Raw genomic sequence first — 18919 nt, forward strand, 5'->3', positions numbered from 1 at the left:
GATCATCATGTGCTCTTCGACTGCAAGGTTCGCACGATCAACAAAGCCAGAAGCGGTATCGCGATCGCATAGGCGTATTGCGTAAGCGTTACGCCGATGCCAAACGGAAACCAGATGGTCGGGACGCCGATCGAGCCTAGCTCGCCTGCAAATTGCGCCACCAGGATAAAGGCCATCGTGGCGAGCGCCACGATACGCATCGGGCCACCGCGAACCATCCGCACGGCAATCAGCGCGAGCAACACGAGTAATCCGAGCCGAAAGACATGAGTCATCGCCGTGACCTGCATCGCGCCACCCACGATGCCTACCAAGGTAAGTAGCAGGGTGGCTCCATCGATTGCGCGCGAGGAGCGCGTGTTCCAGCGGTTCCAGGTATGCGTCCAGGCGGCAACGCTAAGGGGCATCCAGAGTACTTTTGATAACCAGGCGTAGGTGGGCAGACTCATCAGATCGGTCCACGAGACAATCGCGTTGTCGAGACGCTTCACTGCCGAAAGCGCGAGCGCGATGCAGGCAAACGCGATGAAGCTCGGGTGGCTGCTGCGCGGTCGAACCGCAAGCGCCAAACCGATGAGCGCAAACATGGCAAGGGGCTCGATCACTTCGACGATGTAGCCGGCGATCGTACGCCACCATTGCACGTGGTATAGCGCATGGCTTTCTGGACGCGGTGCCAGCGTCGGTGCGACGTGTATACCGCCGCCATCGGCGCTGGCGTCGTTGCCCGGTTGCATGAACGCGCGGATAGCGAGCACCGCATGGGTGCCGGCCGCATCGGCGGGAAGCGCGAAAATCATCGGTCGCGTGCCGACGACTCTGGGGGATGCGCCAAGTCGCCCCGATCCGCCCAGTCGCACGCCGTTCCAATACAACTCGTAACCATCGTCGACGGCGGTAGGCCCCAGGACATCCCATGCACGGTTTCCTGCTGGTACCGTCACCGTGCGTCGATACCAGGCATATCCCTGATAACCGGGGTGGCCGTGCGCCATCCATCCCCCGACATAGTTCGGCAGACCGACATCGCCATCATGGCTGCTTGCCGGTGCGCTCAGGTCCATCGTTTCCCAGTCGCTGTCGTCAACGTCCGCATCGGCCCAGTGCGGATCGTCGCCGATGTGGAAGCGCCATGCGCCATCCAGCAATGGGGCGGCGGCTCGTAATGCGGATGGATCGGGGCGACCACCGATCGCCAGGACAGCAATCACGCCGCCTAGCGCAACCAAGGTAACAAGGACGATCCAGATCACGAAAATGCGGCGTGGCGAATCGAGCGCCTCTCCAGTAGAGGGCGCAGGCTCGGTGGATATTGTTGCGCTTGCCATCTGCACTCTCCGGATTGACCTCGACAAACTCCAATCCTGGCTATGGCGTGGGTAGTCGATCTTCAGGCCGTTTCAAACATCACCAGGTGACCCGTGGTCTGCGAAAGCCCATGGCCGCCCACGAGGCCAGAAGCTTCCACATAAACTTGCCTGAATGGGTCGCGTAGTTCGGCAAGTCGTTGGGAAGAATCACGGCGGCCGGTTTGTCCTCTGTCATGACACGCATTTCTAGCGCGGGAATTGCCTCCGGCAAGCAGTCCCGATAGAACGTCAACCAGTGTCCTTTGGTGAATTCGAGCAACATTGGGGTGTTGCAGCATGTCGCAACCATCCGTCGGGTAGGCGAATCCGGCTTCAATCGGTGCTCACTCAATCGATTGGCGCCTGCGGTTTGGACAACGCGATCCTTGCGATAGAGAACGAAGCGGGTTCCCCCATCGTCGGCGACTACGGACACTGAATCAAGCGCCTGTTCGAACTCACGGCCTGCGGTCCGGCAACTGGTGCAGTAGCAGGCGACATGCATGATGGGTGCGCCTCTGATCACGAACCCGACCTGTCCACAGCGACAGGATGCCGTTATTGGGTTGGAGCTTTTGTTCATGCTTATTCCCTGGCCTGGGTTGGGGGCATCGCAGAATCTGCCGAAAAACGTATGCTATGCCGCACTAAATCGCAGTTAGTCAGCGCTACCGACTTGTCGACTTCCAGCGTCGCTCAATGCACGGGCGGCACAGCTCCTTCGGTTTGCGGCGCGCTGGTGCGCAGCAATAGCGCAAGGCCGATGCCCGCCAGCGCAAAGCAGGCGCCGACCAGGAACGCCGTCTGGTAGCCCGCGTTGAGCGCCGCCAGTGTATTGCCGCCGGCCAGCTGCACCGCATGCGTCTGCGACACCGCCACGCTGGCGAGGATGGCCAGGCCCAGCGCGCCGCCCATCATGAACGAGGTGTTGACCACACCCGAGGCCAGACCCGACTCGCTCGGCGCCACGTCGTTCATCGCGGCCAGCAGCATCGGGTTGAAAGCGGTGCCGGCACCCAGGCCGAGGAGCAGCATGCCGGGCAGGATGTCCACTGCGAAGTGCCCGTCCACCGGCGCACGCGCAAACAGCAGCAGACCCGCCACCGCCAGCGCCAGCCCGACCACCAGCGGGCCGCGGATGCCGAAGCGCATCACCATGCGCGCCGAGATGCCCAGCGAGAACACTGCCATGATCAGGTTGGCCGGCAAGAAGGCCAGGCCCACCTGCATTGGCTTGTAGCCGAGTACCAGCTGCATATACAGCGCCGACAGGAAGAACCAGGCGAACATCGCCGCCGCCCACAGCACTGCGATTGCATTCGATGCGGACAGGTTGCGCAGGCGAAACAGTCGCAGCGGCATCAGCGGCACCCTGACCCGCAGCTCGATCGCCAGGAACGTCGCGAACAAGATCAGCGCTACCGCCAGCTCACCCAGTGTGAGCGTGGATGTCCAGCCGCGCTCGTTGCCGTTGACGATGGCGTACACCGCCAGCATCAACGCGCTGGTCACGCTGACCGCGCCAAGCACGTCCAGGTGGCGCGACACATGCCGGTTGAGCGCGGCCGGCAGTACGCGCAGCGACAGCACGATCACCGCGATGCCGATGGGCAGGTTGACCAGGAAGATCCAGTGCCAGCTCAATGTGCTGGTCAGCACGCCGCCGAGCATCGCGCCCACGCTGCCGCCGCCGGCACAGACGAAACCGTAGACGCCCATGGCCTTGGCCCGTTCGCCGGCCTCGGTAAACAAATCCATGATCAGCGACAGCGCCACCGAGGTAACCACCGCCCCGCCCAGGCCCTGCACCGCGCGCGCCACCACCAGCGCGGCCTGACCATTGGCCAGGCCGCAGGCCAGCGAGGCCAGGGTGAACAGCGTGATGCCCAGCAGGAACAGGCGGCGGTGGCCATACAGGTCGCCGAGGCGGCCGCCCAGCAGCAGGAAGCCGCCGAAGGTCAGCATGTAGGCATTGACCACCCAGGCCAGGCTGGAGTCGGCAAAAGCCAGGTCGGTTTTGATCGAGGGCAATGCAACGTTCACGATAGTCGTGTCCAGCACGATCATCAGCACGCCCAGGCACAGCACGATCAGGGCAAGCCAGCGTCGGTCGGGGGCGTTCGGCGCGGCGTCGGTAAGGGCTACGGGTGAGTTCATGGTTCCTCTCGGAGGTGGGGATTCATGAGTGCGACGAACTGGCTCACCCCGAATCGACATGCCGTGCTGGCGAACCTTGCGGTCCGAGGGGTAGAGCAGGGTGTACTCACCGCACGCAACGAGTGCATCGTCGGCTGCTAACTACTGTTTATTCTTCCACGAATGACTTAAGGCGTAAGAGCGCCCGGTCCCACTGGTCGGACACCAGTTCGATGTAGTTACGGATATCGTTGACGGGCTTGGGGTTGAGCACATACAGACTTTCGCGCCCCGATCGTTGGCTGCTCACGACGTTCGCATCTTCCAGCACGCGCAGATGTTTGCTGATGGCCTGACGGGTCAGCGGAACGCCATCGGCCAGTTGCGTGATGGATAGTCGCGATCCATCGCACAAGCGGGTGACCAGGGCGAGCCGGGTCGGATCGCCCAGTGCGGCAAACACAGTGGCGGCTGCCGGTAATCGCCTGGCCAGTCGGGCTTGTGCGCTAACCGGCATGAGTGGTTTCGAGATGACGCTGGATGTTCTGCATCTGCTGGGTCCAGCCGCCGTCGTTCATGCGGAACGCTTCCGCACGACGTGAGGCGGGTATCTTGTCGAAGCCGGACTCTGTGAGCGTGAGCACCGTCCGGTCACCCACAGGCTCCAGTCGGAACTCGACCAGTGTTGGCGTCTCGTCCGAGAAATCCACGTCGGGATCGATAGCGTAGGGATGCCAGGTGAATGAGAACAGGCGCTCCGGTTCCATCTTCTGCACGACCGCCCGCCAGGTTACGTGCTCGTAGCCCGGATGAGTGATTTGGCCGATTGCTTCTTTGCCCGGCTCGAACGGCTGCTGGATATTTACGCAAAACCATTCGCCGAATTCGCGATGGTCGGTCAGGGCGCGCCACACTCTTGAAACCGGTGCATTCAGTTCGATGCGTTTTTCGATGCTGTCGCTCATATGCAACCTCCTGGTTTCGTATGAGTGTGCTACGGCTTTGCCTTAAGAGCAACCATTTAGTTGCTTATTTGGATGGCGTCCATTCATCGAGTGCGCCGAGGTGATCCTGACGCCGGAGCCCGAGAAGTCGCACGACCGACCACGGAACGCGGCTAACGAAACATTCGAAGCCAAAAAACGCTTGACCTTCCAAGCGTGGCAAGTCGGATAAATGCAACTGGAGCTGCTTCGGCTCAGCAAAACCAAGTCGACCCAGTCGCGAAAGGCAAAATGATGAAAGTCAAACGCGTAGCCCTGATCGCTGCGGCGGTAAGCGTCGTGCTCACTATCGCCGGATGCAAGGAGACGGTGTCTTCTGTCGCTCCCGCAAAACCACCCAGCGTTCCGGTGGCCGAGGTAATCGTTCGTCCAGTGACGCCATTTGTCGAGTTCACCGGCTCGCTGACCGCGGTCAAGCGGGTTGAACTGCGCCCGCGAGTCGCCGGCTACATTCAGGACGTGACCGTGCCCGAGGGACGCTTCGTTGAGAAGGGCCGCAAGCTCTTTCTCATCGATCCACGGGTGTTCCAAGCTGCGCTGAATGCCGCGACGGCACGCTTACGCGAGGCTGAAGCGGCATCGATTCTCGCCCAGGCGGAGTATGCGCGAGCCAAACAATTGTTCGCCCAAAAGGTCATCGCTCGCGATCGCCTCGACACCGCAACCGCCTCGCGGAATGCGGGCGAAGCACAGGTCGATGCCGCAAAGGCAGCATTGGATGCCGCGCAGTTGGATCTGAGTTTCACGCGCGTCACGGCGCCGATCAGCGGACGTGTCGGCCAGACCCTCGTCACCGAGGGCAACTACGTCGCCAGTGGCGTGACGCCACTCACGACGATCGTCTCGATCGATCCGCTCCATGTCTATTTCGATGTCGACGAACGCACGTACTTGCGATCGCTCGCCGCGGACCGGGCCAACGCTACCCCGCATGGGGCACCGGCGGCAAAGGTCATGGTGGCCCTGCTCACCGACAAAACATATTCGCGGATCGGCCGTGTCGACTTCCTCTCCAACACCGCCGACCGTGGGACGGGAACGGTGCGTATCCGCGCTGTTATCGATAACCCCGATGGACAATTGACGCCCGGTCTTTTTGCCAAGGTCAAACTCGAGACCGGAGCGCCGCAAGCCAGGGTTCTGGTCTCCGATCAATCGATTGGCACCGATCAGGGCAGCCGTTATGTGCTCGTCGTCGGCAAAGGCGACAAGACGGAATACCGGCCCGTCGAGCTTGGTCCGGTGGTCGACGGTTTGCGCGTGATCGAGCAAGGTCTGCAGCCGGGCGAGCGCATCGTCGTCAAAGGGCTGGTGCGCCCGGGCATGCAGGTCACGCCACAGTCTGCCGCGATTGACGGTACGCCCATGGCGGTACCGCAAACCTCGGGAGCCGCGCCATGACTTTCCCGCGTTTCTTCATCGATCGCCCGATTTTTGCCATCGTCCTCTCGGTTCTGATGGTGATCGCCGGAATCGCTGCCTTCTTCCAGTTACCGCTCAGCGAGTATCCGGCGGTGACGCCGCCGACCGTGCAAGTGACCGCCTCCTACCCGGGCGCCAATCCTAAGGTGATCGCGGAAACGGTGGCAGCGCCACTCGAGCAGGCGATCACAGGGGTCGAGGGCATGCTGTACATGTCGTCGCAATCGGCAACCGATGGCCGAATGATCCTGAGCATCACTTTCGCGCAGGGGACGAATGCCGATATGGCACAGGTCCAGGTGCAAAACCGGGTCTCGCGTGCGCTGCCGCGTTTACCTGAAGAGGTTCAGCGCCAGGGTGTCGTTACGCAGAAGACCTCGCCGGACATCCTGATGGTGGTTCACCTGCTGTCGCCCGACAAACGCTACGACCCTCTCTATATTTCGAATTACGCCTATCTCCAGGTGCGCGACGAGCTGTCCCGCATCCCCGGAGTCAGCGACGTCCTGGTTTGGGGCGCTGGCGAGTACAGCATGCGGCTCTGGCTCGATCCGAGCCTGATCGCCACACGCGGGCTGACGGCTGGCGACGTGATTGCCGCGGTGCGCGAGCAGAACGTGCAGGTGGCGGCCGGTTCCGTCGGCCAGGCTCCCAATTCCAGTGCCGCGTTCCAGGTGACGGTGAATACGCTTGGACGGTTGACCGACGAGGAGCAGTTCGGCGACATCATCATTCGCACGGGCGACGACGGCCAGGTGACGCGCTTGCGCGATGTCGCTCGCATCGAGATGGGGGCCGATGCCTACGCACTGCGCAGCCTGCTTGACGGCGAGCCGGCTGTCGCGTTGCAAATCATTCAGAGTCCGGGCGCCAACGCACTCGACGTTTCGCAGGCGGTGCGGGCAACCATGCGGCGGCTTGAAGGCAACTTCCCGGCTGGCCTCAGCTCGCGCATCGCCTATGACCCGACGGTCTTTGTGCGCGCTTCGCTTGAGTCGGTGGCAACCACCCTGTTGGAGGCGATCATTCTCGTCGTCATCGTGGTGGTGCTGTTCCTGCGCAACTGGCGGGCTTCGCTCATTCCCCTCATGGCAGTGCCGGTGTCGTTGATCGGCACCTTCGCCGTCATGCATCTGATGGGCTTCTCGCTCAACACTTTGTCGTTGTTTGGCCTGGTGCTTTCGATCGGGATCGTCGTCGACGACGCGATCGTCGTGGTCGAGAATGTCGAACGTCACATCGAAAATGGCGAGGAACCCGCTCAAGCCGCAAGGCGCGCCATGGACGAGGTCACCGGTCCCATCATCGCGATCACCTCGGTACTCGCCGCCGTTTTCATCCCGACCGCCTTCCTGAGCGGTCTGCAGGGTGAGTTCTATCGCCAGTTCGCGCTCACGATCGCCATCTCGACCATCCTGTCGGCGGTCAATTCGCTCACGCTCAGCCCAGCGCTCGCCGGACTCTTATTGCGGCCGCGCAAGATTGGGATCGCGCGTAACCTGCGTAACCCGCGCAGCCTGCGTGGCCGCGCCGATCGGTTGTTTCAGGCGCTTGGCCGGCCGTTCCAGCGTGCACCGGACGCTTATGGCAACACAGTCCGCAAGGTCGTGCGGGTCAGCGGCGTAGCGCTTCTGGTTTACGGCGGCCTTCTCGCGCTGACCTTCTTCGGGTTCAAGGTCGTCCCGCCGGGCTTCGTGCCGATGCAGGACAAATATTATCTTGTTGGGATCGCCCAGCTACCAAACTCGGCATCGCTGGATCGCACCGATGCCGTCGTCAGGCAGATGTCGAAGATCGCGCTTGCTGAACCTGGCGTCGAAAGCGTCGTTGCGTTCCCGGGACTTTCGATCAACGGCTTCGTCAACGTGCCGAACGCCGCGGTCATGTTCGTCATGCTCGACCCGTTCAAGGATCGCGCGACGCCCGATCTCGCCGCGACCGCGATCGCCGGGCGTCTGCAAGCGAAATTCGCCAGCATCCCCGACGGCTTCCTCGGCGTGTTTCCGCCGCCACCGGTGCCCGGCCTTGGCGCTACCGGTGGCTTCAAAATGCAGATCGAGGACCGCGGCGGCGCCGGGCTCGATGCCCTGGTCCAGCAGATCCGGATACTGATGACGAAAGCTACCGAGTCGGGACAGGTGGCCGGGCTTCTCACCAGCTTTGACGTCAATGCACCGCAGCTCGACGTCGCCATCGATCGTACCCAGGCCAAGAGCCAGGGGGTCCGTCTGGCGGATGTATTCGAGTCGCTCCAGGTCTATCTCGGCTCCCTCTATGTCAACGACTTCAACCGCTTCGGCCGCACCTACAAGGTGACGGCCCAAGCCGATGCGGACCACCGCATGCAGGCCGAAGCCATCGGCCGCTTGCAAGTGCGCAACGCAGCCGGGGACATGCTGCCTTTGTCCTCGTTTGTCACTGTCACGCCGAGTTCCGGTCCGGACCGCGTGATCCACTACAACGGCTATCCCTCGGCCGATGTCTCGGGCGGCGCGATGGTGGGCGTCAGTTCGGGGCAGGCGGTTGCAGTCATGGAGCGCCTGGCGAAGGAGGTCTTGCCCGAAGGCATGAGCTTCGAATGGACTGACCTCACCTACCAGCAAAAGCTGGCCGGAGATTCGGCACTGTTCATTTTCCCGCTGTGTGTGCTGCTCGCCTATCTCATCCTCGCCGCGCAATACAACAGCTGGCTGCTGCCCTTGGCGGTCCTGTTGATCGTGCCGATGTGTCTTCTGAGCGCGATCATCGGCGTCTGGCTGGTGGGCGGCGACAACAACGTCTTCGTCCAGATCGGGCTCATCGTGCTCGTCGGTTTGGCCGCCAAGAACGCAATCCTCATCGTCGAGTTCGCGCGCAGCCTCGAAGCCGAAGGATCGAGCGCGCTGGATGCGGTTATCGAGGCTTGCCGACTGCGGCTGCGGCCCATCGTCATGACCTCACTCGCTTTCATCGCCGGCGTCGTTCCGCTGGTATTGGCCAGCGGCGCCGGGGCTGAGATGCGCCAGGCCATGGGGATCGCGGTCTTCGCAGGCATGCTCGGCGTGACGCTGTTCGGACTGTTCCTTACGCCGGTTTTTTATGTGGTGATGCGCGGCCTGGCGGTCCGCTTCGAGCGGCACAGGTCGAGATCGAAGTCGCGCATGGAGGAGGGCACGTCATGAGAGGTCGCTATCTAGCCGTTCCGATCACCCTGAGTGCGCTCATCCTGCTGGCCGGATGCGCGGCGGTGGGCCCCAACTATTCACCGCCTTCGCTACCTTCGTTGCCTTCGTCGCAGTTTCCCGCCAGCTTCGGCGAGCCGCCCGCCGGTCTTGGTTCGGGGACCGTCGAGGTGGAGTGGTGGCGTACCTTCGACGATCCAGCGCTAGACAACTTGATCCAGCGGGCGCTCGCGGCGAACCATGACGTGGGAATCGCTGCCGTGCGGCTCGACGAGGCAAAGGCCATGCTGCGCGAGAACCGTCAGGGCTTCTTGCCACGCGGTGGTCCCGCGCTTGGCTATGAGAAACGACGCCGGAGTGAAATCGAGACGCTGCCGGGCCAGCCGCGCCAGATCGAAACCTATCGCGGCGCAGTCGACGCTTCCTGGGAAATCGATCTCTTTGGCCGCGTGCGGCGATCGGTGGAGGCGGCTCGGGCGCAAGCAGGCTCCCGCGAGGCACTGCTGCGCGGTGTGCAGGCGAGCGTCGCTGCCGCGGTGGCCGCCACCTGGTTCGAGCTACGCGGTATCGAGGCCGAACTCGCTGTCGTTGCCGATATCAGCCAAAGCCAGCGCGAAAGCCTGGGCGTGGTCGAACGTCTCGTGAGCGCCGGTTCTGCCAGCGAATTCGACCGGCTCCGTGCCGAGGCGTTGTTGCGCAATGTCGAGGTGGCCGCGCCCGAACTGGAGCGCCGCCGCGCGGCCTCCGTCAACGCACTGGCCATCCTCCTTGGCGAAACGCCCCAGACGTTCAGGCTACCCGCTGCCAAGCCCGCGCGTGACGCGCTGGCCGTTCGAACGATCGCCGTGGGCGATCCCGCCGCACTCCTCTCACGGCGCGCCGATATTGCGGCGGCCGAACGAACCCTCGCTGCGGCGACCGCCCGGATTGGGGTAGAGACGGCTGGCCTCTACCCCGAGGTCCAGGTGCAAGGTTCGATCGGGCTCGTTGCGGGGAGTCTCGATGCGATGAATGACGCTGGAGTGCTGTCCAGCTTCCTCGGTCCGGTCATTCGCTGGTCTCTTCTCGATACCGGGCGCGTGCGCGCCCGGATTGCCGCCAGCGAGGCACGCACCAAAGAGGCGTTGATCGTCTACGACCAGACCGTGTTGCGTGCACTGCAGGAAACCGATGACGCCTTCAAAGCCTATGGCGCCGCCGGCAGCACGCTTGGGCTGCGTCTGCTTGAGTCAGCGGCAAATCGCGAGGCGGCTCGTCTTGCCCGCGTGCGGTTTTCGGAAGGGGAGGGCCTGTACCTGGATGTGCTCGAAGCCGAACGGTCCGACTTTGCGAGCCGGCGTGCCCTGGCAGTCGCCCGCACCAACCAGCGGCTTGCCGTTGTCAGCATCTACAAGGCGCTGGGCGGCGGCTGGGAAATCTGCTCGGAGGCGGATCACGACTGCGGTGGCGCCGACGGCACGCCGGCTTTGCGCTTCGCGAAGCAAATCACCCAAAGGCCTTGACCTTCCCACGGTGGGAATCTTTAAGCTTTGCTTCAACACACACATTCAAGGGTTAGTTCAATGGCTTCCGTTGCCCTCCAGCAAGGCTCCAATCCATCCGGGTCCTTGGTCACTCGTCTGAGCCTGCCGGTCGAAGGCATGACGTGTGCATCGTGTGTCGGCCGTGTCGAGCGTGCGCTGAAAGCGGTCCCCGGCGTGCATACGGCCGCGGTCAATCTCGCCACCGAGCGCGCCGACATCGCCTTCACCGGCTTGGCCGATCCGCAGGCGGCTGTCCGCGCCATCGAGAGCGCCGGCTACGCCGTCCGCGAAGAGACCACCGAGCTCGCGATCGAGGACATGACCTGCGCGTCGTGCGTGGGCCGGGTTGAGAAGGCGCTCGCGCAAATCCCGGGCGTGCTCGAAGCCAATGTCAATCTGGCGACCGAGCGCGCGCGGGTGCGCCACCTTGCCGGGGTCGTTTCCACGGCCGACCTTGAAGCGGCGGTCGAGCAGGCGGGTTACACGTCCCGCCGCTTGTCCGCCGAAACGGCGAATGCGGGCGATCAGGACACCGAGCGTCGCGAGAGCGAGGCGAGGGCACTGCGGCGTTCTTTATTCATTGCAGCGATCCTCACCTTGCCAGTCTTCATCCTCGAGATGGGCTCGCACCTTATTCCCGCCATGCATCATTGGGTGATGGGCGTCCTGGGTGAGCAGACGAGCTGGTATGTACAGTTCGCGCTCGCCACCCTTGTCCTGTTCGGTCCGGGTCTGCGTTTCTTCCGCAAGGGCGTACCGGCGTTGCTACGCGGTGCCCCCGACATGAACTCGCTGGTCTCGGTCGGCACGGCGGCGGCTTACGGCTATTCGGTCGTCGCGACCTTCGTCCCCGCCGTGCTGCCGCAGGGCACCGCCCATGTCTATTTCGAAGCCGCCGCGGTCATCGTTACCTTGATCCTGCTCGGACGCACGCTGGAGGCGCGCGCCAAGGGGCGAACCTCGCAGGCGATCAAGCGGCTCGTCGGACTTCAGGCCAAGACCGCGCGCGTCCAGCGCAACGGCGATACTGTCGAGATTCCGCTCGATCAGGTGTCGACCGGCGATGTCGTGCTCGTTCGTCCGGGCGAGAAAATTCCGGTCGACGGCGAGGTCGTCGAAGGCGCCTCTTATGTTGACGAGAGCATGATCACCGGCGAGCCGGTACCCGTGTCGAAGGGAGTGGGCGCCGAAGTCGTCGGCGGCACGATCAACAAGACGGGCGCTTTCAGTTTCCGCGTCACCAAGATCGGCGCGAATACGGTGCTCGCGCAGATCATCCGTCTGGTCGAGGAAGCGCAGGGTTCCAAGCTGCCGATCCAGGCGCTGGTCGACAAGGTGACCATGTGGTTCGTTCCGGCGGTGATGGCAGCGGCCACGCTGACCTTCCTGGTCTGGCTGATCTTCGGTCCGACCCCGGCGCTGACCTTCGCGCTCGTCAATGCGGTCGCGGTTCTCATCATCGCTTGCCCGTGCGCCATGGGGCTGGCCACGCCGACCTCGATCATGGTCGGTACGGGCCGCGCGGCCGAGCTCGGCGTTCTCTTCCGCAAGGGCGAAGCCTTGCAGGCGCTGCGCGATGTGAGTGTCATCGCGGTCGACAAGACCGGCACGCTGACCAAAGGACGCCCCGAGCTGACAGATCTCGTTCCCGCCGAGGGCTTCGAATACAACGAAGTTCTGGCTCTCGTCGCGGCGATCGAGACCCGCTCCGAGCACCCGATCGCCGAGGCGATCGTCGCAGCCGCAAAGCAGCGGGGCATCACGCTCGCACCCATCGAAGGCTTCGACGCAACACCGGGCTTCGGCGTGTCGGCCAAGGTCGCGGGTCGGACCGTCGCCGTCGGCGCGGACCGGTTCATGACGCAACTCGGTCTTGATGTGGCGAGCTTCCTGCCGACCGCCCAGCGTCTCGGCGCGCAAGGCAAGAGTCCGCTCTATGCCGCGATCGACGGCCGCCTGGCAGCGGTGATCGCGGTTGCCGATCCGATCAAGGAAACGACGCCCGAGGCGATCAAGGCGCTGCACGCGCTCGGACTCAAGGTCGCGATGATCACCGGCGACAATGCGGCTACGGCCGCGGCGATCGCCAGGCAGCTCGGCATCGATGAAGTCGCGGCCGAGGTCTTGCCCGACGGCAAGGTCGCGGCGCTGAAGAAGTTCCGGATCAATGGTGCGCGGGTTGCCTTCGTGGGCGACGGCATCAACGACGCGCCGGCGCTTGCCGAAGCGGACGTTGGCCTCGCTATCGGCACGGGAACCGATGTGGCGATCGAGGCGGCCGACGTGGTGCTGATGTCGGGCGACCTGCGGGGCGTGCCGAATGCCATCGCGCTCAGTCAGGCGACGATCCGCAATATCAAGCAGAACCTGTTCTGGGCCTTCGCCTACAACGCCGTGCTGATCCCGGTCGCGGCGGGCGCGCTCTACCCGGTGAACGGCACCTTGCTTTCGCCGATCTTCGCCGCGGCAGCGATGGCGCTCTCCAGTGTCTTCGTGCTCGGCAACGCGCTTCGGCTCAAGCGCTTCCATGCACCCATAACGGTCGAAGCCCGCACCGAGATGCCTGGGACCGGGCCGGTATCTCCCGCGTCACGCCTGGTGAACGATCATTGATCCCGGGTCGAAGCACCACCTCAGCACTCGGTCTGTCCAATTTCGCCCTGAGAGAGAGCGCCATGACGAAACATGTCGAGATACGCCAGGCCGGACGCACCATCGCGGTGCCGGAGGGCGTCGTCATCCTGGAAGCGGCGCTCGCCGACGGCATCGCGTATCCGCATGGCTGTCGCTCCGGCCGGTGCGGGTCCTGCAAGTCGCGCCTCGTCAGCGGCGAGGTCGATCTTCTCGATCACAGCCGCTTCGCGCTCTCGAAAGAGGAGAGAGGGCAGGGGCTGATCCTCGCCTGCCGCGCGGTTCCGACAACGGATGCGATGGTCGCGTGGCTTGGCGGCGACGAGGAGACCCCATCCCATCCGCGCCGCCGTCTAAACTGCCGCGTGACAGCGATCGAGGACGCTACACATGACATCAAGCATATCCAGCTCGTCGTCGACGGGGCCGATCCGCTTGCCTTTATGGCGGGCCAATACGCTCGGCTCACGTTTCCGGGCGCTCCCACCCGCGACTATTCGATGGCAAGCGGGCCGGGCGAGCGAGAGTTCGAATTCCACATCCGCCGAGTGCCGGGCGGGGCCGCGACCCAGCGCATCCACGCGCTGTTGAAGCTCGGCGATCCGGTGTTGGTCGAAGGGCCATTCGGCTCTTCCTATCTGCGCGAGCAGCATGCCGGGCCAATCCTGTGCGTCGCCGGCGGCTCGGGCCTTGCGCCGATCAAGGGAATCGTCGAGGCGGCAATTGCACGCGGCATGAAGCAGCCGATCCATGTCTATTTCGGCGCGCGCAGCGACCGCGATCTCTATCTCGTCGACCATTTCGTGGATTTGGCGCAACGGCACCCCAACCTGACCTTCACGGCCGTCCTTTCCGATGCTCCTTTTGAGGCGCGCTGGCGCACCGGCTTCGTGACCGATGCCGTCGCCAAGGACCTGCAGGATTTCGATGGCTGGAAAGCCTATGTCGCCGGACCACCAGCGATGGTCGAAGCGGCTATGCAGATCAGTACGGCACGCGGGCTTCGGTCTGAGGACCTGCACGCCGATGTGTTCTTTACGCCCGGAGAAGCATCGGCGTGTAGGTAGGTCCCCGGTTTTTCGGGTGGTATTTGATGAGTTCCCCAGAAGGAGAGAGTGATGAATATCGGTCAAGCGGCCAAGTTCTCCGGCGTATCGGCGAAGATGATTCGCTACTACGAACAGATTGGCTTGATCCCGAAAGCTATTCGTTCCGATGCAGGCTACCGAAATTACAGCTCGCAGGACGCGCATAGCCTTCGCTTCATCCGTCGCGCACGCGACCTGGGCTTTTCTGTCGAACAGATCTCGGAACTACTGGTCTTGTGGCGCGACCGCGACCGCGCGAGCGCGGACGTCAAGGCGATGGCGCTCGCCCATGCCGCCGGACTGAAGGCGAAGATCGCCGAACTGCAAGCGATAGCGCAAACGCTCGAACATCTGGCCGCTCACTGCCACGGTAATGACCGTCCGGATTGCCCGATCATTGCGGATTTGGCTGAGCCGACCGCCGCAGCGGAACAGCGTACACAGGCTCCACACAGGACGCCTCGGTTTGGGGTCGACACGGTCGCCTCGTCACGCCGCCGCACCCGCACGGTGACTCGTTCGTGAGTCGAAGAAAAAAACGCTGAAACGCATTTGACCTTGCCACGCTGTCAAACCCCATATTGGTCGGACACAGCAATCAGCAAGGAGATCAAGATGCATCGTTTCTACATTCCAAACATGACCTGCGGCGGTTGTGCCAAGTCCGTCACCAAGGCGCTGTTGAGCGTCGACTCGCAAGCCCGCATCGAAACCGACCCGTCCGCGCGTGAAGTTCGGGTCGATAGCGCCCTGGACGAGAGTGTTTTCCTCGCGGTGCTTAGCGAGGCCGGATATCCGGATAAGCGAGTGACCCGAAGCGACGACCGACTGATCGGAGTGTGAGACTCATGCACATCAAGCATCTTTTAGCGATCGGCGCGGCGATGATTGGCACCGCGGCACTGCCGTCATTCGCGACGGAGGCAACCCTGAGGGGCGCCTTTGCGCTTCCCGACACGACCGAAAAGGTCACGGCCGAGCTTGTTGTCGGGGAGACCGGGCCGCTCACACGCGAGTTGCTGATCGCTTTTACCGACAGGGCGACGGGTCAGCCAATCACGCACTTCGACGAGGAGCTTTCGCAGGAACTCCACGTGCTGGCGACCGACAGCGATTTCTCGAGCTTCGTGCACGAGCATGCGGGCAAGCTTGGATCGGACGGGCGCTTTCGGGTCGCGATGCGTTTTCCGAAGCCCGGAACCTACTATGTCTACGCCGACGCCGTGCCAACGGGTCTCGGCCAGCAGGTCGTCCGCTTCGAAGTACCTGTGGACGTTGCAACGGGCTCGACAGCGTCGCAACAAGCGCCCGTCAGCGCAGCAAAAGGATCCGACGGCCCCTATACGGTCAAGTTGGACGCTTCGGCTCTCCGGGTTGGAACCGAGAGCATGATGGCGTTAACGATCCTGAAGGACGGCGAACCAGCAATGGACCTCGGGCTCTATCTTGGCGTGCCGGCGCATGCGGTGTTCGTGAGCATCGAAGATCTCGGCTATGTTCACGCGCACGCCATGGCGGCGGACGCTCCGAAAGGCAGCCACACTTCGCACGGGTCACATGACGATCCAAAGGCCGCCATTCCATCCCAACTGATGCTCCACGCAATGCCTCCTCGTACGGGCCGGTATGCACTATGGATCCAGTTCAAGGGCGGCGGCCAGGTGCGTACCGTGCCATTCGTCGTAACCGTTCCGGCAGCGCTGTGATTTCCCGCGATTCACATTGACAGCCTCGGCCAGTGCAAGAAGCGCTGGCTCTGCGCTGGTTGTTTGTCAGCTTACCGACTGAAGGCACATCGCGCTGTTTGTTTAATCTTCTATGATCGGGTCTTTCCACCTGAAGGGATTCATTGCTATGCGTTATGGCCGCGGACTTTGGCTATGCCTTTTGCTCCTTGTATCGCCCCGACAGGAAGCGGCCGAGTCACCGCGCTTCACCTCGGAAGACGTCAGGTTCAATAGCGGAGGGATAACGCTGGCCGGTACGATCTTTCGACCTGAGCACCCGTATGCAGCGGTTGTAATCGTGCACGGATCGGGTCAGGAAAAACGAATGGCGAAATTCGCCTCGCAGTTGGCGAGCGAAGGTATCGCGGTGTTGACGTACGACAAACGCGGGGTGGGAGAATCGGGCGGGGTCTATGCGGGGCCAGAAGTCGGCACCAACAATATTGACGCTTCCAATTTTTCCCTCTTGGCCTCCGATGCAAGTGCCGCAGTGAGTACGTTGTCGTCGCACCTTCCGGCCAACGGTGGACCTATCGGACTCATAGGCTTTAGCCAGGCGGCCTGGATCATTCCTTTGGCCGCGAAGAATAATCGCACCGTAAAGTTCATGGTGTTGTTTAGCGGTCCGGTTGTCTCGGCTCGCGAACAGCTCCGCTTTCAGTTCTTTACGCAAGGAAATCGCGCGTTCTGGGATACGCATACCGAAGCCGATGCGCGCGAGCACATAAGCAACGATCCCGATAAGTATCAATTTGCCGATACCGACCCGCGCGACACCCTCGCAAAGCTTTCGATTCGAGGACTTTGGCTTTTTGGGGGCAGGGACGTGCAGGCTCCGGTGCGGTTGTCGATCGAACACCTCGACGTACTCAAGGCTCAAGGCAAACCTTACGAATATCGCGTGTTTCCAACGTTGGGACACAACGTTGCCTTCACGGACCTGAGCGATCCGGTTACCGCTGCGGTTCAGTGGATTAAAGCTATCCCGGGTAACTAGCCGCTGCGCTGTTGCCAGTGCATGCGCTTTGCGTGCCGGCGGGCGAGGGCGATTGCCAATTCGCTTGGCATGAATGAGGCGTGGCTCAAATGGTTTCCTACCAAGCTCCCAGCTCGTCAGGATGCTAAACTGCCTGCGCGCATTCTTAGGCTCAAGGTCTCCATTGCCGCAATTGCTGAGGCATAACTATTTCGTCTAAGCGGACGGCTTTGCCGCCGCTTAATTCCAGCGTAGGTCGCTCAAGGACCATATGGCGAATCCCTTCTTAGTTGCCGGCGCGGCGCTCAGCGCAGTCGCGGCTCTCCTGCATATTGGCTGCATCTTCTTCGGCGCTTCGTGGTATCGCTTTTTCGGCGCGGGCGAGCGCATGGCACATCTGTCGGCTGCGGGGAGTAACTTCCCAACGATCATCACTGCCGGCATCGCAACAGTGCTTGGAATCTGGTCGCTGTACGCACTCTCGGCCGCAGGCATCGTCCCCGCACTTCCGCTCATGCGCCTTGTGTTGTGCGGCATTGCCGCTGTCTACTTGCTTCGTGGCATAGCGGGGCTGATATTCGCGGTGGTTGCGCCAGGCGAACGAGGCCGCGCGTTTTGGTGCTGGAGTTCCGTGATTTGTCTCGGCATTGGTACGTTGTATCTTCTGGGCACTCAGCAGGTCTGGTCTCAGCTGTCCCGAGGCGCAGCCTAACCACTCGTTCAGCCACAGTGCCCGCACTCAAAGTGAGTTTTAAAGAATTTCAGCTTGGTGCCGTGGCCTATCCGGCCACTGTCGACAGCGAGCAACGCTTGCAGAACGCAAAGCTGTTGGAGATCCAGGCCGCGGCCTCGCGACTCGTGGATACTGCGGCACTGGGACATTCTCTCCTTGCTTCCTCTCGTCGCCATTTAGCCCTCGTCACCGGCGAAGCCGGGCGTCATCGTCTTGGGTTCGGAGCGGCAGAGGAGCTACGTGCGATTTGCGCCCGTGGGGTCATCCGCTTGTAAATCGCCCATGCGCGCTTTACAGTGAACCATATGGTTCACTATCAAGCCCGCCTCGACACAACGTTCGCCGCGCTCTCCGATGTCACCCGACGCGGTGTGCTGGAGCAGCTCGGGGGTTCAGACGCCTCGATCACCGACCTTGCCCAAAGATTTCACATGACCCTCACGGGCATGAAAAAGCACGTCAGCATTCTGGAGCAGGCGGGGCTCGTGACCACGGAGAAGGTCGGGCGCGTACGAACCTGCAAGCTCGGACTGCGCCGGCTGGAAGAAGAGGCCACCTGGATCGAGCAGCACCGCCAACTGTGGAGCGCACGCTTCGACGCGCTGGACGAGCTTGTCGAACACTTGAAACGCAAGGAGAAGGCAGATGCCCAACGAAAAAGAAGGTAGTTCCGCCGTCATGAACCGCACCGCCGTGGAACGCAAGTCCGACCGCGAACTTGTCGTGACGCGAACGTTCAATGCCCCAGCGCACATCGTCTTCGAAGCGTGGAGCAAACCCGAATTGTTCAAGCAGTGGTGGGTTCCGAAGTCGGTGGGCATGTCGCTGCTCTCGTGCGATATGGATATTCGCACCGGGGGCACGTATCGCCTCGTGTTCCACCATCCGGCCTTCGATCAACCGATGGCGTTCTTCGGCACGTACAAAGAAGTAACGCCGCACAAGCGTCTCGTATGGACGAACGAAGATAGCGATCAGGGCGCCGTGACCACGGTGACGTTCGAAGAAGATGATGGCAAGACGCTGGTTACCTTCCACGAACTCTATCCCACAACAGCGGCCCTCGAGGAAGCGCTCGCCGGTTCGGCAGAAGGCCTGCCCGAACAGTTCGCGCAGCTGGATGAGTTGCTCGCTGGCAGATCGTGACCACCCCGCGGCCACCGGTGTAT

General features: G+C 62.5%; 17 protein-coding genes. 12 read left to right on the forward strand and 5 right to left on the reverse strand.

The features are described from left to right. Positions 1-5 precede the first annotated feature (5 nt). From EC912_RS03605 to EC912_RS03625, 5 genes are all read right to left on the reverse strand, one after another. Positions 6-1328: a glycoside hydrolase family 2 gene (locus tag EC912_RS03605; protein ID WP_243649121.1), complete on the reverse strand. Its 1323-nt coding sequence runs from the start codon at positions 1326-1328 to the stop codon at positions 6-8. 79 nt (positions 1329-1407) lie between these two features. Then, positions 1408-1932 carry a GFA family protein gene (locus EC912_RS03610; RefSeq protein WP_132141745.1) on the reverse strand — a complete coding sequence of 175 codons (525 nt, stop codon included), beginning with the start codon at positions 1930-1932 and terminating at the stop codon, positions 1408-1410. A 113-nt stretch (positions 1933-2045) separates the two neighbouring features. Beyond that, complete coding sequence (locus tag EC912_RS03615; protein ID WP_132141746.1) at positions 2046-3506, reverse strand: DHA2 family efflux MFS transporter permease subunit; 1461 nt, start codon at positions 3504-3506, stop codon at positions 2046-2048. Positions 3507-3654: 148 nt separating this feature from the next. Continuing rightward, positions 3655-4002, reverse strand: coding sequence for an ArsR/SmtB family transcription factor (locus EC912_RS03620; protein WP_132141747.1), 348 nt, complete (start codon positions 4000-4002; stop codon positions 3655-3657). Beyond that, positions 3992-4450 (reverse strand): SRPBCC family protein, encoded by a 459-nt coding sequence (locus tag EC912_RS03625; protein ID WP_132141748.1) that lies wholly within the window; start codon positions 4448-4450, stop codon positions 3992-3994. Before EC912_RS03625 ends, EC912_RS03620 begins: the two co-directional genes overlap by 11 nt. Before the next feature lie 270 nt (positions 4451-4720). On the opposite strand from EC912_RS03625, the gene EC912_RS03630 reads away from it, so the two are divergent. The 12 genes from EC912_RS03630 (at position 4721) to EC912_RS03690 (ending at position 18896) form a co-directional block, all read left to right on the forward strand. Continuing rightward, complete coding sequence (locus tag EC912_RS03630) at positions 4721-5890, forward strand: efflux RND transporter periplasmic adaptor subunit (RefSeq protein ID WP_279389016.1); 1170 nt, start codon at positions 4721-4723, stop codon at positions 5888-5890. After that, positions 5887-9072: an efflux RND transporter permease subunit gene (locus EC912_RS03635; RefSeq protein ID WP_132141749.1), complete on the forward strand. Its 3186-nt coding sequence runs from the start codon at positions 5887-5889 to the stop codon at positions 9070-9072. The genes EC912_RS03630 and EC912_RS03635 overlap by 4 nt, the downstream gene beginning before the upstream one ends. Further along, positions 9069-10574, forward strand: coding sequence for an efflux transporter outer membrane subunit (locus EC912_RS03640; protein WP_132141750.1), 1506 nt, complete (start codon positions 9069-9071; stop codon positions 10572-10574). The genes EC912_RS03635 and EC912_RS03640 overlap by 4 nt, the downstream gene beginning before the upstream one ends. A 60-nt stretch (positions 10575-10634) precedes the next feature. Beyond that, positions 10635-13208: a heavy metal translocating P-type ATPase gene (locus tag EC912_RS03645; protein WP_132141751.1), complete on the forward strand. Its 2574-nt coding sequence runs from the start codon at positions 10635-10637 to the stop codon at positions 13206-13208. 62 nt (positions 13209-13270) lie between these two features. Continuing rightward, positions 13271-14293 (forward strand): 2Fe-2S iron-sulfur cluster-binding protein, encoded by a 1023-nt coding sequence (locus EC912_RS03650; protein ID WP_132141752.1) that lies wholly within the window; start codon positions 13271-13273, stop codon positions 14291-14293. Positions 14294-14344: 51 nt separating this feature from the next. Then, positions 14345-14839 carry a Cu(I)-responsive transcriptional regulator gene (gene cueR, locus EC912_RS03655; RefSeq protein ID WP_132141753.1) on the forward strand — a complete coding sequence of 165 codons (495 nt, stop codon included), beginning with the start codon at positions 14345-14347 and terminating at the stop codon, positions 14837-14839. A gap of 90 nt (positions 14840-14929) precedes the next feature. After that, positions 14930-15157, forward strand: a complete 228-nt coding sequence (locus tag EC912_RS03660) for a heavy-metal-associated domain-containing protein (RefSeq protein ID WP_132141754.1) — start codon at positions 14930-14932, stop codon at positions 15155-15157. Between the two features lie 5 nt (positions 15158-15162). Continuing rightward, the gene (locus EC912_RS03665; RefSeq protein ID WP_132141755.1) at positions 15163-16020 is read left to right on the forward strand and encodes a hypothetical protein; all 858 of its coding nucleotides are present in this window, start codon (positions 15163-15165) and stop codon (positions 16018-16020) included. Positions 16021-16168: 148 nt separating this feature from the next. Next, the gene (locus tag EC912_RS03670; RefSeq protein WP_132141756.1) at positions 16169-17038 is read left to right on the forward strand and encodes an alpha/beta hydrolase family protein; all 870 of its coding nucleotides are present in this window, start codon (positions 16169-16171) and stop codon (positions 17036-17038) included. 250 nt (positions 17039-17288) lie between these two features. Next, positions 17289-17729 carry a hypothetical protein gene (locus EC912_RS03680; protein WP_132141757.1) on the forward strand — a complete coding sequence of 147 codons (441 nt, stop codon included), beginning with the start codon at positions 17289-17291 and terminating at the stop codon, positions 17727-17729. Between the two features lie 326 nt (positions 17730-18055). Then, positions 18056-18418, forward strand: a complete 363-nt coding sequence (locus EC912_RS03685) for an ArsR/SmtB family transcription factor (RefSeq protein ID WP_132141758.1) — start codon at positions 18056-18058, stop codon at positions 18416-18418. Continuing rightward, on the forward strand, positions 18396-18896 hold the full coding sequence (locus tag EC912_RS03690; protein ID WP_243649122.1) for an SRPBCC family protein: 501 nt from the start codon (positions 18396-18398) through the stop codon (positions 18894-18896). The genes EC912_RS03685 and EC912_RS03690 overlap by 23 nt, the downstream gene beginning before the upstream one ends. Positions 18897-18919: the final 23 nt, after the last annotated feature.

The sequence above is a fragment of the Luteibacter rhizovicinus genome (genome assembly GCF_004342265.1).
In the GTDB taxonomy this organism is placed as follows: Bacteria; Pseudomonadota; Gammaproteobacteria; order Xanthomonadales; family Rhodanobacteraceae; genus Luteibacter; species Luteibacter rhizovicinus_B.